The sequence below is a fragment of the Amycolatopsis sp. FU40 genome (assembly GCF_021903635.1).
GTDB classification, from domain to species: Bacteria; Actinomycetota; Actinomycetes; order Mycobacteriales; family Pseudonocardiaceae; genus Amycolatopsis; species Amycolatopsis dendrobii.
Window position 1 is genome coordinate 9,752,179 of sequence record NZ_CP091381.1, and the last position, 14,732, is coordinate 9,766,910.

General features: G+C 69.1%; 14 protein-coding genes. 9 read left to right on the top strand and 5 right to left on the bottom strand.

Annotated features, from left to right (window positions below; translation table 11 throughout):
* The first annotated feature begins 35 nt into the window (after window positions 1–35).
* Window positions 36–374 (top strand): helix-turn-helix domain-containing protein, encoded by a 339-nt coding sequence (locus L3Q65_RS46370; RefSeq protein ID WP_237598516.1) that lies wholly within the window; start codon window positions 36–38, stop codon window positions 372–374.
* 34 nt (window positions 375–408) lie between these two features.
* On the opposite strand, the gene L3Q65_RS46375 is transcribed toward L3Q65_RS46370, so the two are convergent.
* Both L3Q65_RS46375 and L3Q65_RS46380 read right to left on the bottom strand, forming a co-directional pair.
* Window positions 409–1,176: a hypothetical protein gene (locus L3Q65_RS46375; RefSeq protein WP_182895668.1), complete on the bottom strand. Its 768-nt coding sequence runs from the start codon at window positions 1,174–1,176 to the stop codon at window positions 409–411.
* Between the two features lie 3 nt (window positions 1,177–1,179).
* A complete protein-coding gene (locus L3Q65_RS46380; protein WP_182895669.1) occupies window positions 1,180–1,755 on the bottom strand; it encodes a papain-like cysteine protease family protein in 576 nt (191 codons plus the stop codon).
* Between the two features lie 392 nt (window positions 1,756–2,147).
* Between L3Q65_RS46380 and rlmN the strand changes: the two genes are divergently transcribed.
* From rlmN to L3Q65_RS46400, 4 genes are all read left to right on the top strand, one after another.
* On the top strand, window positions 2,148–3,254 hold the full coding sequence (rlmN, locus tag L3Q65_RS46385) for a 23S rRNA (adenine(2503)-C(2))-methyltransferase RlmN (RefSeq protein WP_237598517.1): 1,107 nt from the start codon (window positions 2,148–2,150) through the stop codon (window positions 3,252–3,254).
* 30 nt (window positions 3,255–3,284) lie between these two features.
* Window positions 3,285–3,560 carry a hypothetical protein gene (locus L3Q65_RS46390; protein ID WP_312872254.1) on the top strand — a complete coding sequence of 92 codons (276 nt, stop codon included), beginning with the start codon at window positions 3,285–3,287 and terminating at the stop codon, window positions 3,558–3,560.
* A gap of 833 nt (window positions 3,561–4,393) precedes the next feature.
* Entirely contained in the window at window positions 4,394–5,917 is a 1,524-nt protein-coding gene (locus L3Q65_RS46395; RefSeq protein ID WP_237598518.1) for an FAD-dependent oxidoreductase, read from the top strand.
* A 117-nt stretch (window positions 5,918–6,034) separates the two neighbouring features.
* Entirely contained in the window at window positions 6,035–7,378 is a 1,344-nt protein-coding gene (locus tag L3Q65_RS46400) for an MFS transporter (protein ID WP_237598519.1), read from the top strand.
* 59 nt (window positions 7,379–7,437) lie between these two features.
* Here L3Q65_RS46400 and L3Q65_RS46405 read toward each other — a convergent pair whose 3' ends face one another.
* Together L3Q65_RS46405 and L3Q65_RS46410 are read right to left on the bottom strand one after the other, a co-directional pair.
* On the bottom strand, window positions 7,438–8,625 hold the full coding sequence (locus tag L3Q65_RS46405; protein WP_237598520.1) for a saccharopine dehydrogenase family protein: 1,188 nt from the start codon (window positions 8,623–8,625) through the stop codon (window positions 7,438–7,440).
* A 42-nt stretch (window positions 8,626–8,667) separates the two neighbouring features.
* The gene (locus tag L3Q65_RS46410; RefSeq protein ID WP_237598521.1) at window positions 8,668–9,060 is read right to left on the bottom strand and encodes a thioesterase family protein; all 393 of its coding nucleotides are present in this window, start codon (window positions 9,058–9,060) and stop codon (window positions 8,668–8,670) included.
* A gap of 168 nt (window positions 9,061–9,228) precedes the next feature.
* Between L3Q65_RS46410 and L3Q65_RS46415 the strand changes: the two genes are divergently transcribed.
* From L3Q65_RS46415 to L3Q65_RS46430, 4 genes are read left to right on the top strand one after another with little or no spacing between them, the layout of a single operon-like run.
* Window positions 9,229–10,731: an AMP-binding protein gene (locus L3Q65_RS46415; protein WP_237598522.1), complete on the top strand. Its 1,503-nt coding sequence runs from the start codon at window positions 9,229–9,231 to the stop codon at window positions 10,729–10,731.
* Complete coding sequence (locus tag L3Q65_RS46420; RefSeq protein WP_237598523.1) at window positions 10,728–12,284, top strand: acyl-CoA carboxylase subunit beta; 1,557 nt, start codon at window positions 10,728–10,730, stop codon at window positions 12,282–12,284. The genes L3Q65_RS46415 and L3Q65_RS46420 overlap by 4 nt, the downstream gene beginning before the upstream one ends.
* Window positions 12,281–12,496 (top strand): biotin/lipoyl-binding carrier protein, encoded by a 216-nt coding sequence (locus L3Q65_RS46425; protein WP_182895677.1) that lies wholly within the window; start codon window positions 12,281–12,283, stop codon window positions 12,494–12,496. The genes L3Q65_RS46420 and L3Q65_RS46425 overlap by 4 nt, the downstream gene beginning before the upstream one ends.
* 3 nt (window positions 12,497–12,499) lie before the next feature.
* Window positions 12,500–13,873 (top strand): acetyl/propionyl/methylcrotonyl-CoA carboxylase subunit alpha, encoded by a 1,374-nt coding sequence (locus tag L3Q65_RS46430; protein ID WP_237598524.1) that lies wholly within the window; start codon window positions 12,500–12,502, stop codon window positions 13,871–13,873.
* A gap of 186 nt (window positions 13,874–14,059) precedes the next feature.
* Here the strand turns inward: L3Q65_RS46430 and L3Q65_RS46435 are convergent, their stop codons facing one another.
* Complete coding sequence (locus L3Q65_RS46435) at window positions 14,060–14,689, bottom strand: TetR/AcrR family transcriptional regulator (RefSeq protein WP_182895679.1); 630 nt, start codon at window positions 14,687–14,689, stop codon at window positions 14,060–14,062.
* Window positions 14,690–14,732: the final 43 nt, after the last annotated feature.

A 14,732-nucleotide genomic window follows, 5' to 3' on the forward strand; every position in this document is an offset into this window, starting at 1 on the left:
TAGTGTTTCGAAAATCGAAGCACAAGGAGGCGCGGATGGCGACGCCGAAGCCGGGACAGCCGGTCCGGGGCTCCACGACCGGCCGTCCGCTGATGGCCGCGCTCGACCTCTTCGGGCGGCGGTGGTGCCTGCGGATCGTGTGGGAACTACAGGTCGGCACCCTCGGGTTTCGTGCATTGCAGCAACGGTGCGACGGGATGTCTTCGAGTGTCCTGCGGCAACGCTTGGTCGAACTCGGCGAGGCCGGCCTGGTGCACCAGACCGGCGAATCGCACTACGCGTTGACGACGCTGGGCCGCGAGGCGTTCGACGCGCTGCGGCCGCTCGTGTCGTGGGCGGATCGATGGGCCGCGTCTCTCGACCGCGGCCAGTGATCGGCGGCAGGGGCGGACCCCTGCCGCCGAGGGATCACTTGCTGTGCTGGGAGCGGCGGCGCAGGAGGAACGCGCCGCCCGCGGCAGCCGCGGCCGCCCCGCCGATGGCGAGTGCGGTGGCCGGGCTTCCGTCCCCGTCGGTGTTCGGGACCGCGACTGCGTAGCCGCCGCCCGCGCCGGTCTTGTCGTAGGTCGAGCCGGGCAGCTTGTCGCCGTAGCGTTTCTGCAGTTCGGCCCGGTAGGCCGCCAAGGTGACGCGGGTGCCCGCCGGCACGCCGGAGACCGCGCCGTCCAGGACGGTCACGGTGTCGCCGTTGACCGAGTACCACGCGTTGACCTGCGGTTCGTGCAGCAGGTAGCCGCCGTGCGCGGCCGCCGCGTGGGCCTGTTCGTCGTTGCCGGACGCGACGTTGATGACCTGCCACCCGGCCTTGCTCGGCTGTGCCCACACGGTCGCGACGCGGCCGTCGGCGAGGTGGGCCGGGGACGCGACGTAGGCCAGGGCGGCCGGCACGTCGGATTCGCCGTTGATGAAGGCCGCGGTCGGTTCGTAGACCGGGATCTGCGTGCTGGCGTCAGCCGCGGCGCGGGTGGCGTGCGCGGCCGCGGGCGCCGCACCGGGGAACTTCGTGTGCGCGAGGCGGGAGGCGGTGTCCGGGCTGGCGAGCAGGCCGGAGATCGCGGCGGTGTCCGAGGCGGACGGCCCGGTCGGCGACTGCGCGGCCGACGCCGGGTTCGCGGCGAACACGGCAGCGGCGATGGCTCCCGATGCGACGGTGGTGCGGAGGATGGTTCGCAGCATGAGTCAGCCCACCATTCCGTAGACGGTGTGGGTCCAGGCGAATTGGTTGTTGGAGACGTAGGTGCTGTAGTTCATCGAGTTGTAGCGGTTGTTCGAGGGCCACGGGTCGCCGTATTCGACGATGCTGCGGCCGTTGGAGTCGTCGTAGCCGTAGAGGACGTGCATGTGGCCGCCGCCGGACGTCCAGCCGATCCGGGTGCCGATGGGCTGCCCGGCGTCGATCTGGTTCTTGATGCCGGAGAAGGAGAGCCGGTAGCCGTTGGAATTGTAGGTGCCGACGCTGCGGAACCCGAGGTAGCGGAAAACTCTTTGCTGATCGCTGAGATAGCCCTGGTTGTTCGCGCAGTCGCTGCCGGACTCGTTGTGCGCGATCTGGCAGAACCGGGTCTGGGTCAGGGAATAGCCCCAGAACGCGGCGATGGTGTTGCCGCTGGCGTCCCAGCACCACTGGTCTTTCTGCTGGGCCTGCATGGAGATGTTCGTTTCGCCCGCGTCCGCGGCGGCGGGAACGGCGAGCGCGGCGGCCGCGGCGGTCGCGACCGCCGCTATTGCGCGCAGAATCGAAGAACGCACTTTCACGGGATCCTCCAACGGGGAAGCCCGGCCGGCCCGGGGAATTCCCGGGCCGGTGGGGAAGGGGGAGATGCGCCGGGAACGCTACGCGCGCGAAGTTTGCGGCGACTACCGACTAACGGCGGTATTCCGCCGCCGAAGTGCCGCGGCGGATGTTTCTACGCCGGTCGATTATTTGTGCGCCCGGCGTCGACTATAAGGGAATTCACTCCGGAAAGCAGCAGGCAATCCGACTTTCGTAGGGTGTTTTTCCGTTGAAACGCGCCCGTCCTTCGTCGCCCGCCGTTCCGGCGACCCGCCCGCCGGATCGCGCCGATGCCTGCCGCTGACCCGGTTCGCCCGCCCGCTCCCGAGGGGGAGGAGCGGCGGGTTCGCGCGTATGAGACACTTGATCGGTCATGACTGCCCTCCCTCTTGTTTTCGACGCGCCCAAGCGCGGCCTGCCGCCGCGCCATCTCGCCGACCTCACGGTGGCCGAGCGAGCCGAGGCCGTCGTCGAACTGGGGGAGAAGGCGTTCCGCGCCAAGCAGCTGTCGAACCACTACTTTTCGCGGCTCACCGTCGACCCGGCGGAAATGACCGACATCCCGGCCGCCTCGCGCGAGAAGCTCGTCGCCGACCTGATGCCGCCGCTGCTCACCGAGGTGCGCGCACTGGCCGCGGACGGCGGCGCGACCCGCAAGACCCTGTGGCGCGCGCACGACGGGACGCTGCTGGAAAGCGTCCTCATGCGCTACCCGGACCGCGCGACGCTGTGCATCTCCAGCCAGGCCGGCTGCGGCATGGCGTGCCCGTTCTGCGCGACCGGCCAGGGCGGTCTCGACCGCAACCTCTCGACCGCGGAGATCGTGGACCAGGTCCGCGACGCCGCCGCGGTCATGCGCGACGGCTCCATGCCCGGCGGCCCGGGCCGGCTGTCGAACATCGTCTTCATGGGCATGGGCGAACCTCTTGCGAATTTTCGTCGCGTTATATCGGCGATACATCGTATTGTGGATCCGTCTCCTGCTGGGCTTGGTATCGGTCAGCGTTCGGTGACGGTGTCGACGGTGGGCCTTGCTCCGGCGATCCGGAAGCTGGCGGACGAGAAGATGCAGGTCCGGCTAGCGGTGTCGCTGCATACGCCGGATGATGAGCTGCGGGACACGCTGGTGCCGGTGAACAATCGTTGGTCGATCGACGAAGTGCTTTCCGCTGCGCGGTATTACGCCGACACCTCGGGTCGGCGGGTGTCGATCGAGTATGCGTTGATCCGCGATATCAACGACCAGCCGTGGCGGGCGGAGTTGCTGGCGAAGCGGCTGCGGAAGCACCTTGGTCAGTTGGTGCATGTGAACGTGATTCCGTTGAATCCGACGCCGGGCAGCAAGTGGGATGCGTCGCCGAAGCCGGTGGAGCGTGAGTTCGTGCGGCTGGTGAATGCCGGTGGGGTTGCGTGCACGGTGCGGGACACGCGTGGTCAGGATATTGCGGCGGCGTGTGGGCAGTTGGCTGCTGAAGGCTGAGTTTGTTCATTCGATGATGGAGTGTTTGTCGTGATGTATGCCCCCAGCCTGTTGGAGCCGGCTGCGGAGGAGCTGCGGCTCGCCGATGTGGTGGGCCGTGGCGCTACTGAGGTGGCGCGTGAGGCGCGGACTCTGTTGGGCGAGCGGTTCAGTTCGGTGACGTTCATGTACGTGCTGATGCGGGCGTTCGAGGTGGACTACACGGCGGCGCGGGACGCTTCGCGGTGGCATGAGTTTCATGGCGGTCCGCGGGCGTTGTCGGATGCTGATCTGGAGAAGCTGCTCGCTCCGTGGCTCGCCCGCTGACCACTCCGCATGCGTGCGGCTGACCGACGAAGGCTGGACGTACGAGACGCGTGACTGCGCCGCTCGGGCCGTCCCGCAGCGCGCGAGTGTCTTCGTCGCGTACGCCCGCAATCTCAGCGGCCGGGGTGCCGCAATGTGCTGCTGACTGGCCAGCAGTTGTCGGCACGAGAAGTGCTTTTCACCGCGTCTGGCGAAATGCCGCCGGTGTAGACCTCGCGGACGACCTGAGTATGCGGTTCCACGGCACGTTCATCGGAGTCGATTGTTTGGGGCTCGAACCCAGGGCTGCGGATTAAAGTTGAGTTTCGGTCAATTCGAAATTGTTTCTAACTGTATCAATTATGCAGGTCGAGCGCGGTTTTGGGGATGCGCGAATGACCATTGATGACGTTCTGTACCGGGCTCTGCGTCGGCTCCGGAGCATATTCCGGGCACATCGCCGGGTCGGGGGTTCTGTGTAGCTGGGGCAGCCGGAGATGTTGCGGAATGTCGCTGGCAGCCCCTTGTACCGGGGTTCAAAGCTGGTCGGCTGTGTCGGTGCGATGGCGGACCGTCTGCCCGAGCCGCGGCTTGTTCCTGGGGCTGACCGTGTGGCCGGTGCTCATACGACGCCGAGGTTTCGGCGGCCCTGGCTGCTTCTGCTCCCGGCCGCAGTGACTATCAGAGCGCGCCGAATCGATCACGCGGATGGCCGGTGCCCGTTCTGCCCGGCGGTGTCTGGTTGCCCGACGGCCCTGGTGAACAGTGCACCACCGCCGAGCCGCAGCCGGTGGGTGTTGCCGTAGTGCCGGGGTGACCCCGGTCACGACAGTGAACGGCGACAGAAGGTCTGGGTGCAGAGCGAGGAATTCATGGAACGCGAGAACGCTACGGTCGACGTCATCGTGGTCGGGGCCGGTCTGTCCGGGCTCGTCGCGGCGCGTCGTCTCAGCCAGGCGGGCGTCACGTCCCTTCGAGTGCTCGAAGCTCGTGACCGGGTCGGCGGGCGCACCAAGGTCCACCAGCTCGGGAACGGGCGGTTCGCCGAGGAAGGCGGACAGCTGGTCGGGCCTGAGTACACGAGGCTCATCGCGCTGGGAGAAGAACTCGGCGTGCCGACTTGGCCGCACAACGAGCGCGGCAAAGCGGTGTTCGAGCGCCGCGGTCGCGTGCTCAAGTTCGACGGATCGATGCCGTGGATCGCCGACCCGCTTGGATCAGCGGACTTCGCGCAGTCCCTGGTCCGGCTGGGCCGGCTGTGCAAACGCGCTCCCCGCGCCGACGCGCTGGCGACGCCAGAGGCAGAGAAGCTGGACGCGCTCACTTTCGAGTCCTGGGTCCGGCGCAGCACCAAGACGGCGACAGCGCGCACGCTCTGGGCGATCATCGGCGCGTTGACGTTGGGATCGCGTCCGGGCGACCTGTCCTTGCTGTTCGTCGTCCGTCACTTGAACCTGATCGGCGGGGTGGAGACGCTTCTCGCGTCGTTGTCCGGCGGTGCCGAGCGTTCGTTCGCCGGCGGGTCGGCCGAGCTGAGCCACCGGATGGCCGCGGACCTCGGCGACCGGGTCGCCTTGGGTTCCCCGATCCTGGCGATCCGCCAGTACGACGACGGGGTGGAGGTCGACACGCCGGCCGGCACCCATCGCGCACGCCGCGTAGTCCTCGCGATGAGCCCTCCGGACCGGGCCGGCATCCAGATCGATCCGCAGTTGCCGCTTCCCCAGCGGACCATCGGCGAGCGGATGTCGATGGCGCACGCCTACAAGGTCCATGTGACCTATCCGGAACCGTTCTGGCGTCGTCAGGGACTGAGCGGCGCGAGCATGAGCGACGCCGGACCGTTGATGCTGACCTGGGACGACACTCCGCCGGAGGAACGGCAGGGCGCACTCGTCGGCTTCGCGCGCGCCGACGGCGGGATCAGCGCGGATCTGCCCGATCCCATGCCCGGCGACCCCGAGCAGCGTCGCGAGGCAGTTCTAGCCGGCCTGGCCCGTGCTTTCGGCGACCAGGCGCTGCGCCCCGACGAGTACCACGAGATGAACTGGACCGAGGAGCGCTGGACGTCCGGCTGCATCCCGATCTGGTCGCCCGGGCTGCTCACCGCCTGCGGGCCGGGCTACGCCGCACCGGCCGGGCGGTTGCACTTCGCCGGTTCGGAGGCGTCTCCGGCGTGGCCCGGCTCGATGGAGGGCGCGGTCGTCGCCGGGGAAAGGGCGGCGGCTGACATCGCTGCCCTGATCGACGCGGAGGGAGCCGATCGGCAGGCCTCCGGGAAGCAGCCAGGCGGTGCGCAGCCTCGCCAACCACGCGAGAACGCGGCCCGCTCGCACCGCCGAGCGCAGGAAGTGCGTGCGGCTCGGTCCGACAACTGACTACGGGAGAAACGGATGACAGACCTCAACGATGCGGTCGGAACGCCGGCGAGAATCGGCACCGGAAGGGAGCCGGCCCGCTGGTTGCTCATTGCCGTGGCGGGATTCCTCGGGACCGTGACAAATGCGATCGCGTTCATGCTGCCGCCCTTGCTGCCGGACATGCAGGCGCAGTATCACCTCAGCGTCGCCTCTGGGGCCTGGGTTTTCACCGCGATGACGCTGGCCTCCGGCGCGGGTTTCGTGCTGATCCCGCGCCTGTCGGATTTGCGCGGGGACCGCACGACGGCGCTGGCTTCGGGTGTCGTGATGACTGTCGGCGCGCTGGTCGCCGCGGTCGGCCATGCCTACCCGGCGTTGGTCGCCGGGGCAGCGCTGATGGGCTTGGGCAGCGGTTCGATGCTGCTCCCGCTTGTTTTCCTGCGGCGGCTGCTGCCGGGGAGCGCGATCGGCGTCGCGGTGCGCGTGTCCATCATCGCGAGCGGAATCGGCGTGGTCCTGGGTTTGACCGGCGGCGGAGTGCTGGTCAAGTACTTCTCCGTCGACACGTTCTTCTACGCGATGGCGGCGGTGCTGGCGCTGACGACTGTTGCGCTCGTGGCTGTCCTCCCGGCGGAACGGGCGACGTCCCGCGGCCGCATGGGGGTGCTCGGAACTGCGTGGATGATCGGGTGGCTCGGCCTGGTTCTCCTCGCCCTCTCACAGGGCACGGTCTGGACCGGGAGCCTGCCCTACATTCTGCTGGCGGCGGGCGTCGTCGCCGGCGTGGTCTGGGCAGTGGCGGAACGCCGGTCCTCGACGTCGGTCTTCGACGTCAGCCTGCTGAAGAAGCCTTACGTTTCCGCCTCGTGCCTGGCGGTCGGGCTTTTCGGCGCGACGGACGGCGCGTTGCTGCTGCTGGTGACCTACTACACGCAAACCCCGGCCGCGGCGGGATACGGGCTCGGATACGACGCGTTGAAATCGAGCCTGTTGATGCTGCCGTTCGCGTTGTCGATGTTCGCCAGCGGGGCCGCTGCCGAGAAGTTCGTCGCGAAGGGACGGCCCGGAGTGGTTCTCGTGTTCGGCGGTCTCGTCTCGGCGGCGGGTTTCCTGTGGCTCGCTGTGGCGCACGGCCAGCCGTGGCACTACCTCGTCGGTTCCGCGATCATCGGGCTCGGCAGCCGGGCCGGATACAGCGGCGGTTTCGCGGTCCCGCAGTACGCCGTCCCGGAGGACAAGGCGGGAATGGCCTCGGGCATGGGAGGCACCGCGATGGCCATCGGGTTCGCATTCGGCTCGGCGGTGATCTCCGCCGTGCTCGGTTCCGGCACCGACGCCGCGACCGGTTTGCCGAAGGAATCCCTCTACACCACCGGCTATGTGGCAGCCGTCGGGATGTCGCTGGTGGTTCTTCTTGCCACGGGCGTGTCGCGGCTGCGCCATCCGCGCGGGATCGAGATGCGCCCCGCGGCGGCCTGAACGCCGTGACAGTGTTCGAAGGAGGTGCACCTCGGCCCGGCCGAGGTGCACCTCCTTGCTTACCTGGCGGCGATTTCCTCGACGACGACCTCGACGACGTCGGCAGGGCGTTCGTCTCCGGGTGCCTGGCGCGCGTGCTGAGCCAGGTCTGCGAAGAACGTGCGCGCGTCGAGGACCTCCGGCCCGTGGACGCCCGGTCGGCCGCACTGGCCTCGCGCTGTCATGAGCGTCGCCACGGCCAGCGGGATGCCGGTCATCGTGCCCATGCTGTCGTCGGGGACGACGAGGGGGCGGGCGCCGACGCGGATTCGCTTGCCGTCCTTCGTCCCCTCCGCGACGGCGAAGAGCACCGGCAGCGACGGCGCGGGACCCGCGGCGGAGCCCATCGTGCCCGGCTCGAGAACCAGGGCTCGGCTCGCCGCCGCCACGTCGAGTTCGCCGGAGCGGACCCGGTTCGCCGTGCGGATCACCGCCTCCATCAACCGCGGCCTGGACGTCATGAGATTCAGGGATTCCCTTACACCGCTTCGGGAGCGGGGGAGGGTCAGTGGTTCGGGATGGCCGCACACCCAGACCGTCGCTTCGCCCCGTCCCGGATAGCTGAGCGTGCGCTCCTCGAGCGGTTGGGTGTCGGCGAGACCGCCGTCGCGCCACGCTTTGATCGTCGCGGTGCAGTTGTGCAACCAGTGTTCGACCGCCGCGGACGACCGCACGCTGTCGTCGACCTCGGCGCGCTGGAAACCCGATGCACGCCAAGAGGTGTAGACGGTTTCCACCGCGTCGCACTCGCTCATCGCCAGCACGCCGAGCAGGTTGCTGATGCCGGGACTCGCGCCGACCCCGATCACCGCGGTGATGCCGGCTTCCCGCGCGGCGGCATCGAGACCGAGCATCTCGAGCGTCGGCTCGAAGTCGTCGCAGATGTCGAGGTAGTGCGTTCCGGCGGCGATCGCGGCGCGCAGGACGAGCGGGCCGAACCGGTAGAACGGCCCCGTCGTGTTGAGCACGATGTCGATGCCGGACAGCGCGCCGGCGAGCGCGGCCGCGTCGGAGATGTCCAGCGCGAGCGGCTTCGCCCGCGGGCCGAGTACATCCGCGAGTGCGGTGGCAGCCGCCTCGTTCCGGTCGGCGACAAGTACTTCGGCGATCTCCTCGGCACCGGCCAGGACACGACAGGCGTGCGCGCCCATCTCGCCCGCGCCGCCCGTGACGAGGACACGTTTTCCAGTGCGGCGTTCAGCAGTCATAGTGATGTTCAACCTCCTGTTTGGACAGCGGGAATCCGGTGCTCACGCGGTGATGTCCGCGCTGAGGGCGTCGCGTTCGCCCGCGGTGAGCGGCCTCGGGCGGCGCGTCTCGAGGTCCCAGGCCACGAGCGTCGCATCGGAGCGGTTGCACACGGCGCCTTCGGCATCGCACAGCAGTCCCGCGAGATCGAAGCTCGAGCGGCCCACCCGTACCGGCCGGAGCGCGACCTTGAGCGGGCCGTCCGCCTCGAGGACCTCCTTGAGGTACTGCATCCGTTGCGCGGCAACCACATAGGCCGGTGCGCGGGTCCGCCACCGGTCGCGCAGGTAGTCCACCCGCGCCTGCTCGAACGCCTTCGGGTAGACGGCCGCGGTCAGGTGTCCGAGGTAGTCGAAGTCGGACGACCACGGGTGCACTGTCGTCGTCCAGGTCATGGCGGGCTCCCAGTCATCGCGACCTCCACGGGGGTTGACAGCGGATGGACGAGAACTGTTCTATATCAAACGTCTGAAATAAGAAACCCCGAGGACCGAAGGGATCTCTTCGTGAACGACGTCAGCAGGTCCAGGTCCCGCCCGCGGTCGGCCGGTCGCGTGAGCCCCGTGGACGACCTGCTGCGCGCGGTCGCCCGGGACGCGGGCCGCCCGCTGCTCCGCACGCGCGGCCAGGTTCTCTCCACCGGGGAGCTGGCGGAGCGGGCGCGTCGCGTGGCGGCGGCGCTGCGCGGCCGCGGGGTGTCCGCAGGGGACCGCGTCGCGCTGGTGAGCGGAAATTCGATCGACCGGGTCGTGTGGATGTTCGGCATCTGGTGGCTCGGCGCGGTCGAGGTGTCGGTCAACGTCGAACTCCGCGGCCCGATGCTGGCGCACGTCCTGGCCGACTCGGATCCGTGCCTGATCGCCTGCCAGGACGAATGCCTGGGGCCGGTGCGCGAGGCGGCGTCCGGCGATGTCCTGCCGATGAGCGAGCTGACCGCGGATCCGGTCGACGACACGGCGCGGGACGGACTCGATGCGGCGCAGCGGGGATTCGGTCCCGGCGACCTCGCGACCATCCTCTACACGTCAGGAACGACGGGGCCGGCCAAAGGCGTGATGCTCCCGCGTGCGTACTTCTCGAATCTCGCCGAGATCTGGGCCGACCGGCTCCGTCTCGACGCCGACGACGTCGGGTACTTCCCGTTGCCGTTCTTCCACGTCGACGGGCACGTCAAGCTCGCCGCGTGCGTGCAGTCGGGCGGCTCGATGGCCTTCCGCGAACGGTTTTCCGCCAGTGAGTACTTCGCCGATGTCCGCGAGTTCGGGGCGACGTGGGCCGCGGGGGTGGGAGCGATGCTGTCGATTCTGGCGCAGGGCGAGCTGCCCGAACCGGGGTCGCACCGGCTGAGCAGGATGATCGGGGCGCCGATTCCGCGGATCGCTTACGAGACGTTCGAGGACCGGCTCGGCATCCCCGTCCTGACCCTGTTCGGCCAGACCGAATGCGACGGCATCGCGATGGACAGTGTCGAGCAGCGCCGCCGCGGCGCGGCGGGACATCCGCACGACGCGATCGAGGTGCGGGTGGTGGACGAGAACGACCGCCCGCTGCCCGCGGGCGAAACAGGCGAGATCGTCTACCGCCCGCGCCGTCCGCATCTCACGGCCCTCGGCTACTGGCGCCGACCCGAGGCGACCGTCGAGGCCTGGCGCAATCTGTGGTTCCACACCGGTGATTCCGGCCATCTCGACGGAGACGGCTTCCTTCACTTCGACGGCCGGCGGACGGACAGCTTCCGCCGGCGCGGCGAGAACATCTCGGTCTGGGAGCTGGAGCACAGCCTGAACACGGCTGACGGAGTCCGGGAGTGCGTCGCCATCGCGGTGGGCGACGAGCACGGCGGCGAGGACGAGATCAAAGTCTTCGTGGTCCCGGACGGCGACGACCTGGTGCCCGACGAGTTCGTGGCGCACTGCCGCAAGGTGCTTCCCCGGTTCGCGATGCCGAGATACCTCACGGTCACCGACGGCTCCGAGTTCGTGCGCAGCGCCGGGACCGGCGTGGTCCAGAAACATCTGCTCTCCCGCGACATCACGTCGCCCGACGTCATGGAGGTGCCGCGATGAGCACATCCGGCGGATTCAGCTGGGCGGACGCCCTGGACGCATTCGAGGTCCGCCGCGCGCAGGCCCGCAAGCTCGGCGGCGAACGGCGAGTGGCCCGGCAGAAGGACCAGGGCCGGTACACGATCCGCGAACGCATCGCCGCGATCTCCGAGAGCTTCAGCGAGATCGGCGAATTCGCGGTCTTCGAGGAGCGCGACGCACTCGGCAACCGGCTCGGCACGCTGCCGTCGAGCTACGTGTGCGGACTGGCCAAAGTGGACGGTCGCCCGGTCGCGCTCGGCGGGGAGGACTTCACCGTGCGCGCGGGCGCCCCGCAGAGTTACCTCGACCGGATGAAGGGCGGGATGGGCGGCTTCGTCGAGGATCTCGCCCACGAGTACAAGATCCCGCTCCTGATGTTCGTGGAGGGCATCGGCGGGGACGTCGCGGCCCAGGAGGACAAAGGGCACACCTATCTCACCAGTTCCGTGAGCTGGACGCGTTCCTTCGAGCTTCTCGACGAGGTCCCGGTCCTCACGATGGTGAGCGGCGCCGCGGTCGGCGGCAGCGCGGCGCGGGCGGTGGCCAGCCACTTTTCGGTGATGACCAAGGATTCCGTGCTCTTCGCCGGCGGCCCGCCGCTCGTGCGGCGCGCGCTGGGCATCGACATCGACAAGCACGAGCTGGGCGGCGGTCCCGTCGCGACCGCGAGCGGCGCGGTCGACAACCTGGCGCGGGACGAGGACGACGCGATCGCCCAGCTGCGGGCGGTGCTGAGCTATCTGCCGCAGAATGTCTGGCAGCTCCCGGAACGCACGTCCTGCGACGATCCGGTCGACCGCCGCGCACCGGAACTGCTCGAGATCATCCCGGAGAACCGGCGGCAGGCCTATCGCGCGGCCAAGGTGATCAAGGCCGTCGTCGACCGGGAGTCGTTCTTCGAGATCGGTTCCCGGTGGGGCAAGAGCCTGGTCACCGGTCTCGCCCGGATCGACGGGATGCCGATCGGCGTCCTCGCGAGCAATCCGCAGCATCTCGGCGGAGCGATGGACGCCGCCGCGGCGGAGAAACAGGTGCGGCTGATGAATCTCTGCACCACTTTTCACCTCCCGGTCCTCTACTTCGTCGACGTCCCCGGATTCATGGTCGGCCCGCAGGCGGAGCGGGCGAACGTCATGCGCTGGGGAGTGCGCGCGATCCAGTCGGTGGTCGAGGCGACGGTCCCCATCGTCACCGTGCAAGTGCGCAAGGCCTACGGCCTCGCCGTCTCCGCGACCTCGAACCCGGACCGGCTCGGGCTGCGCCTGGCGTGGCCGAGCGGCGAATGGGGCGACCTTCCGATCGAAGGCGGAGTGGAAGCCGCGTACCGGCGCGAAATCGAGGCGTCGGACGACCCCGTCGCGATGCGGGCACAGATCGAGGACCGCATGCGCTCGCTCGTCGATCCGTGGCGGACCGTCGAAGCGTTCGGCGTGGAGCACATGATCGATCCGCGCGAGACCCGCGAGGTCGTGGCCTCGTTCCTCGAAGCCAGCCAAGGTGCGCTCGCCGTGCAGACAAGGAAGAAACCATGAACGAAATCGTCGCCGACTGTGCGGCTGCAGTGTGGAAAATCGTTGTGACGACCGGAGACCAGGTCAGCGAGGGGGACGTGCTGCTCGTCCTCGAGTCGATGAAGATGGAGATCCCGGTCGAGGCCGAGGACGACGGCGTCGTGGCCAAGATCCACGTCGCCGAGGGAGCCGTCGTCTCCGACGGCGACGTGCTCGTGACCCTGGAGGACTGACTCGTGTTCGGCAAAGTCCTCGTCGCGAACAGGGGCGAGATCGCGGTACGCGTCATGAAAACGTTGCGGCGAATGGGAATCGCCAGCGTCGCCGTCCATTCCGACGTCGACGCGGGCAGCCTGCACGTCCGGACGGCCGACGAAAGCGTGCCGATCGGCGCGGACCCGGTGGCCGAAAGCTATCTGAGGATCGATCGCATCGTCGAGGCCGCGCTGTCCACCGGGGCCCAGGCGATCCATCCGGGCTACGGCCTGCTGTCGGAGAATCCGGAGTTCGCCCGTGCGTGCGCGGCGGCCGGGCTGGTCTTCATCGGCCCGAGCCCGGATTCGATGGAGATGATGTCGTCGAAAATCCGGGCGCGGGAGACAGTTTCGGCAGCCGGCGTCCCGGTCGTTCCCGGGTGCACCGAACCGGTTCACCCCGGGCCGAAAGCGTTCGCGACGGCGGCGGCGATCGGTTACCCCGTCGCCGCCAAGGCGGCGAGCGGTGGTGGCGGGAAGGGGTTTCGCGTGGCCGGCGGTCCCGACGAACTCGCCGCCGCGGTCGAAGGCGCAGCGGGGGAGGGCGAGCGCTTCTTCGGCGACGCCACGGTCTACCTGGAGCGCTATCTCGAAGACCCGCGCCATGTCGAGGTGCAGATCATCGGCGACACGCACGGCAACATGGTCCACCTGTTCGAACGGGACTGTTCGGTCCAGCGGCGGCACCAGAAACTCGTCGAGGAAGCACCCTGCCCGCTGCTGACCGACGCTCAGCGCACCCGGCTGGGCGAGATCGCGATGCGAGCGGCGCGAGCGGCGGACTACTTCTCGCTCGGCACCGTCGAAGGACTGCTCGCCGGCGACGACTTCTACTTCCTCGAAATGAACACCCGCGTCCAGGTCGAGCACCCGGTCACCGAACTCGTCACAGGCCTCGATCTGGTCGAGGAGCAGATCCGCGTCGCCGCGGGCGAACCGCTCGGCTTCGCCCAGCCCGGCGTGCGGATCACCGGCCACGCGATCGAATGCCGGATCAACGCCGAATCCGCCGCCAAAGGGTTCCGGCCGGGCCCTGGCCGGATCGAGCGGTTCGCCGCGCCGTCGGGAGACCGGGTACGGGTCGACACCGGCGTGGCCGAGGGGGACGCCGTGCCGCCCTACTACGACCCGCTGATCGCCAAGGTGATCACCTGGGGCGAGGACCGCGCCGCCGCCGCCGCGGCGATGCGCAAGGCCCTCGACGAGACCGTCGTCGAGGGCATTCCGACGCTGCTCCCGTTCCATCGCGCGTTGCTGGCGAGCGAGGAGTGGGAGCGGGCGGGTACGTGCCGCGATCTGGTCGCGGACCGGGCGTGGCTGAAGTCCACCGACGACTGGGCGGACCGGCGCGAATGAAGGGTGCAATGTGCACCCCCGTGCGTTCGCGGACACCCCAGATGTGTGTGGCGCGCGCCGACGGCCATGTCGAACCATGGGCACCGCGCCGGGTGAGCGGCCCGGCGGACGGAGTTCGGGAGTGCACCCATGACAGGCAACGGAGCCTTCAGCGCCGCCGGACCGCGGCGGCCGGGCGGTCCGGGTTCAGCGCCGCGCCGAGCCCGCGGCGCTCATCGCGAGCGCCGACTCGACCCAGTCCCGGACCGGGGGAGCGACGGTGCGATCGCCGCCGTTCCACAGGTTCGAGCCGAGCACCTCGTAACTGGCGTAGCCGTCGATGACCGCCACGAGGTGGTCGCCGATCTCCCGCGCCCGGGACGTCGGCAGGCCACGCGAATCCAGCGCCGCGCGCACGTGGTCCTCGACCGTCGAACGCCACGAGGTGAGGTAGTTGAGCATGTCTTCGCCGAGCTTGTCCGGGGAGCTGGCCGCTTCGGCGTAGAAGAACAGCGTGATCCGGGCGAAAGCCACCGACGGCCCGTCGAGCGGCAGGTGCGCGGTGAGGATGCGGACCAGTCGCTCGGCCGGCTCCAGTCCGGTCTCCTCGGCGATGGCCGCCAGCCGCTGTCCGGAGAGCCAGAACGTGTGCCGGAAGGCCAGCCGCAGAAGGTCGTCCCGGCCGCCGACGTAGTGGTTCAGCACGCCGGTTGACCAGCCGCTGCGGTCCGCGACATCGCGCAGGGTGACGGCGCCAACGCCGTCCTCGGCGACGATCGCCAGCACGGCGTCGGCGATCTCGGCACGCCGCTGGCGGTGGTCGACGATCTTCGGCATGCCCGTATTTAAACACAACCGTCTGACTTAAATACCGAGCAAG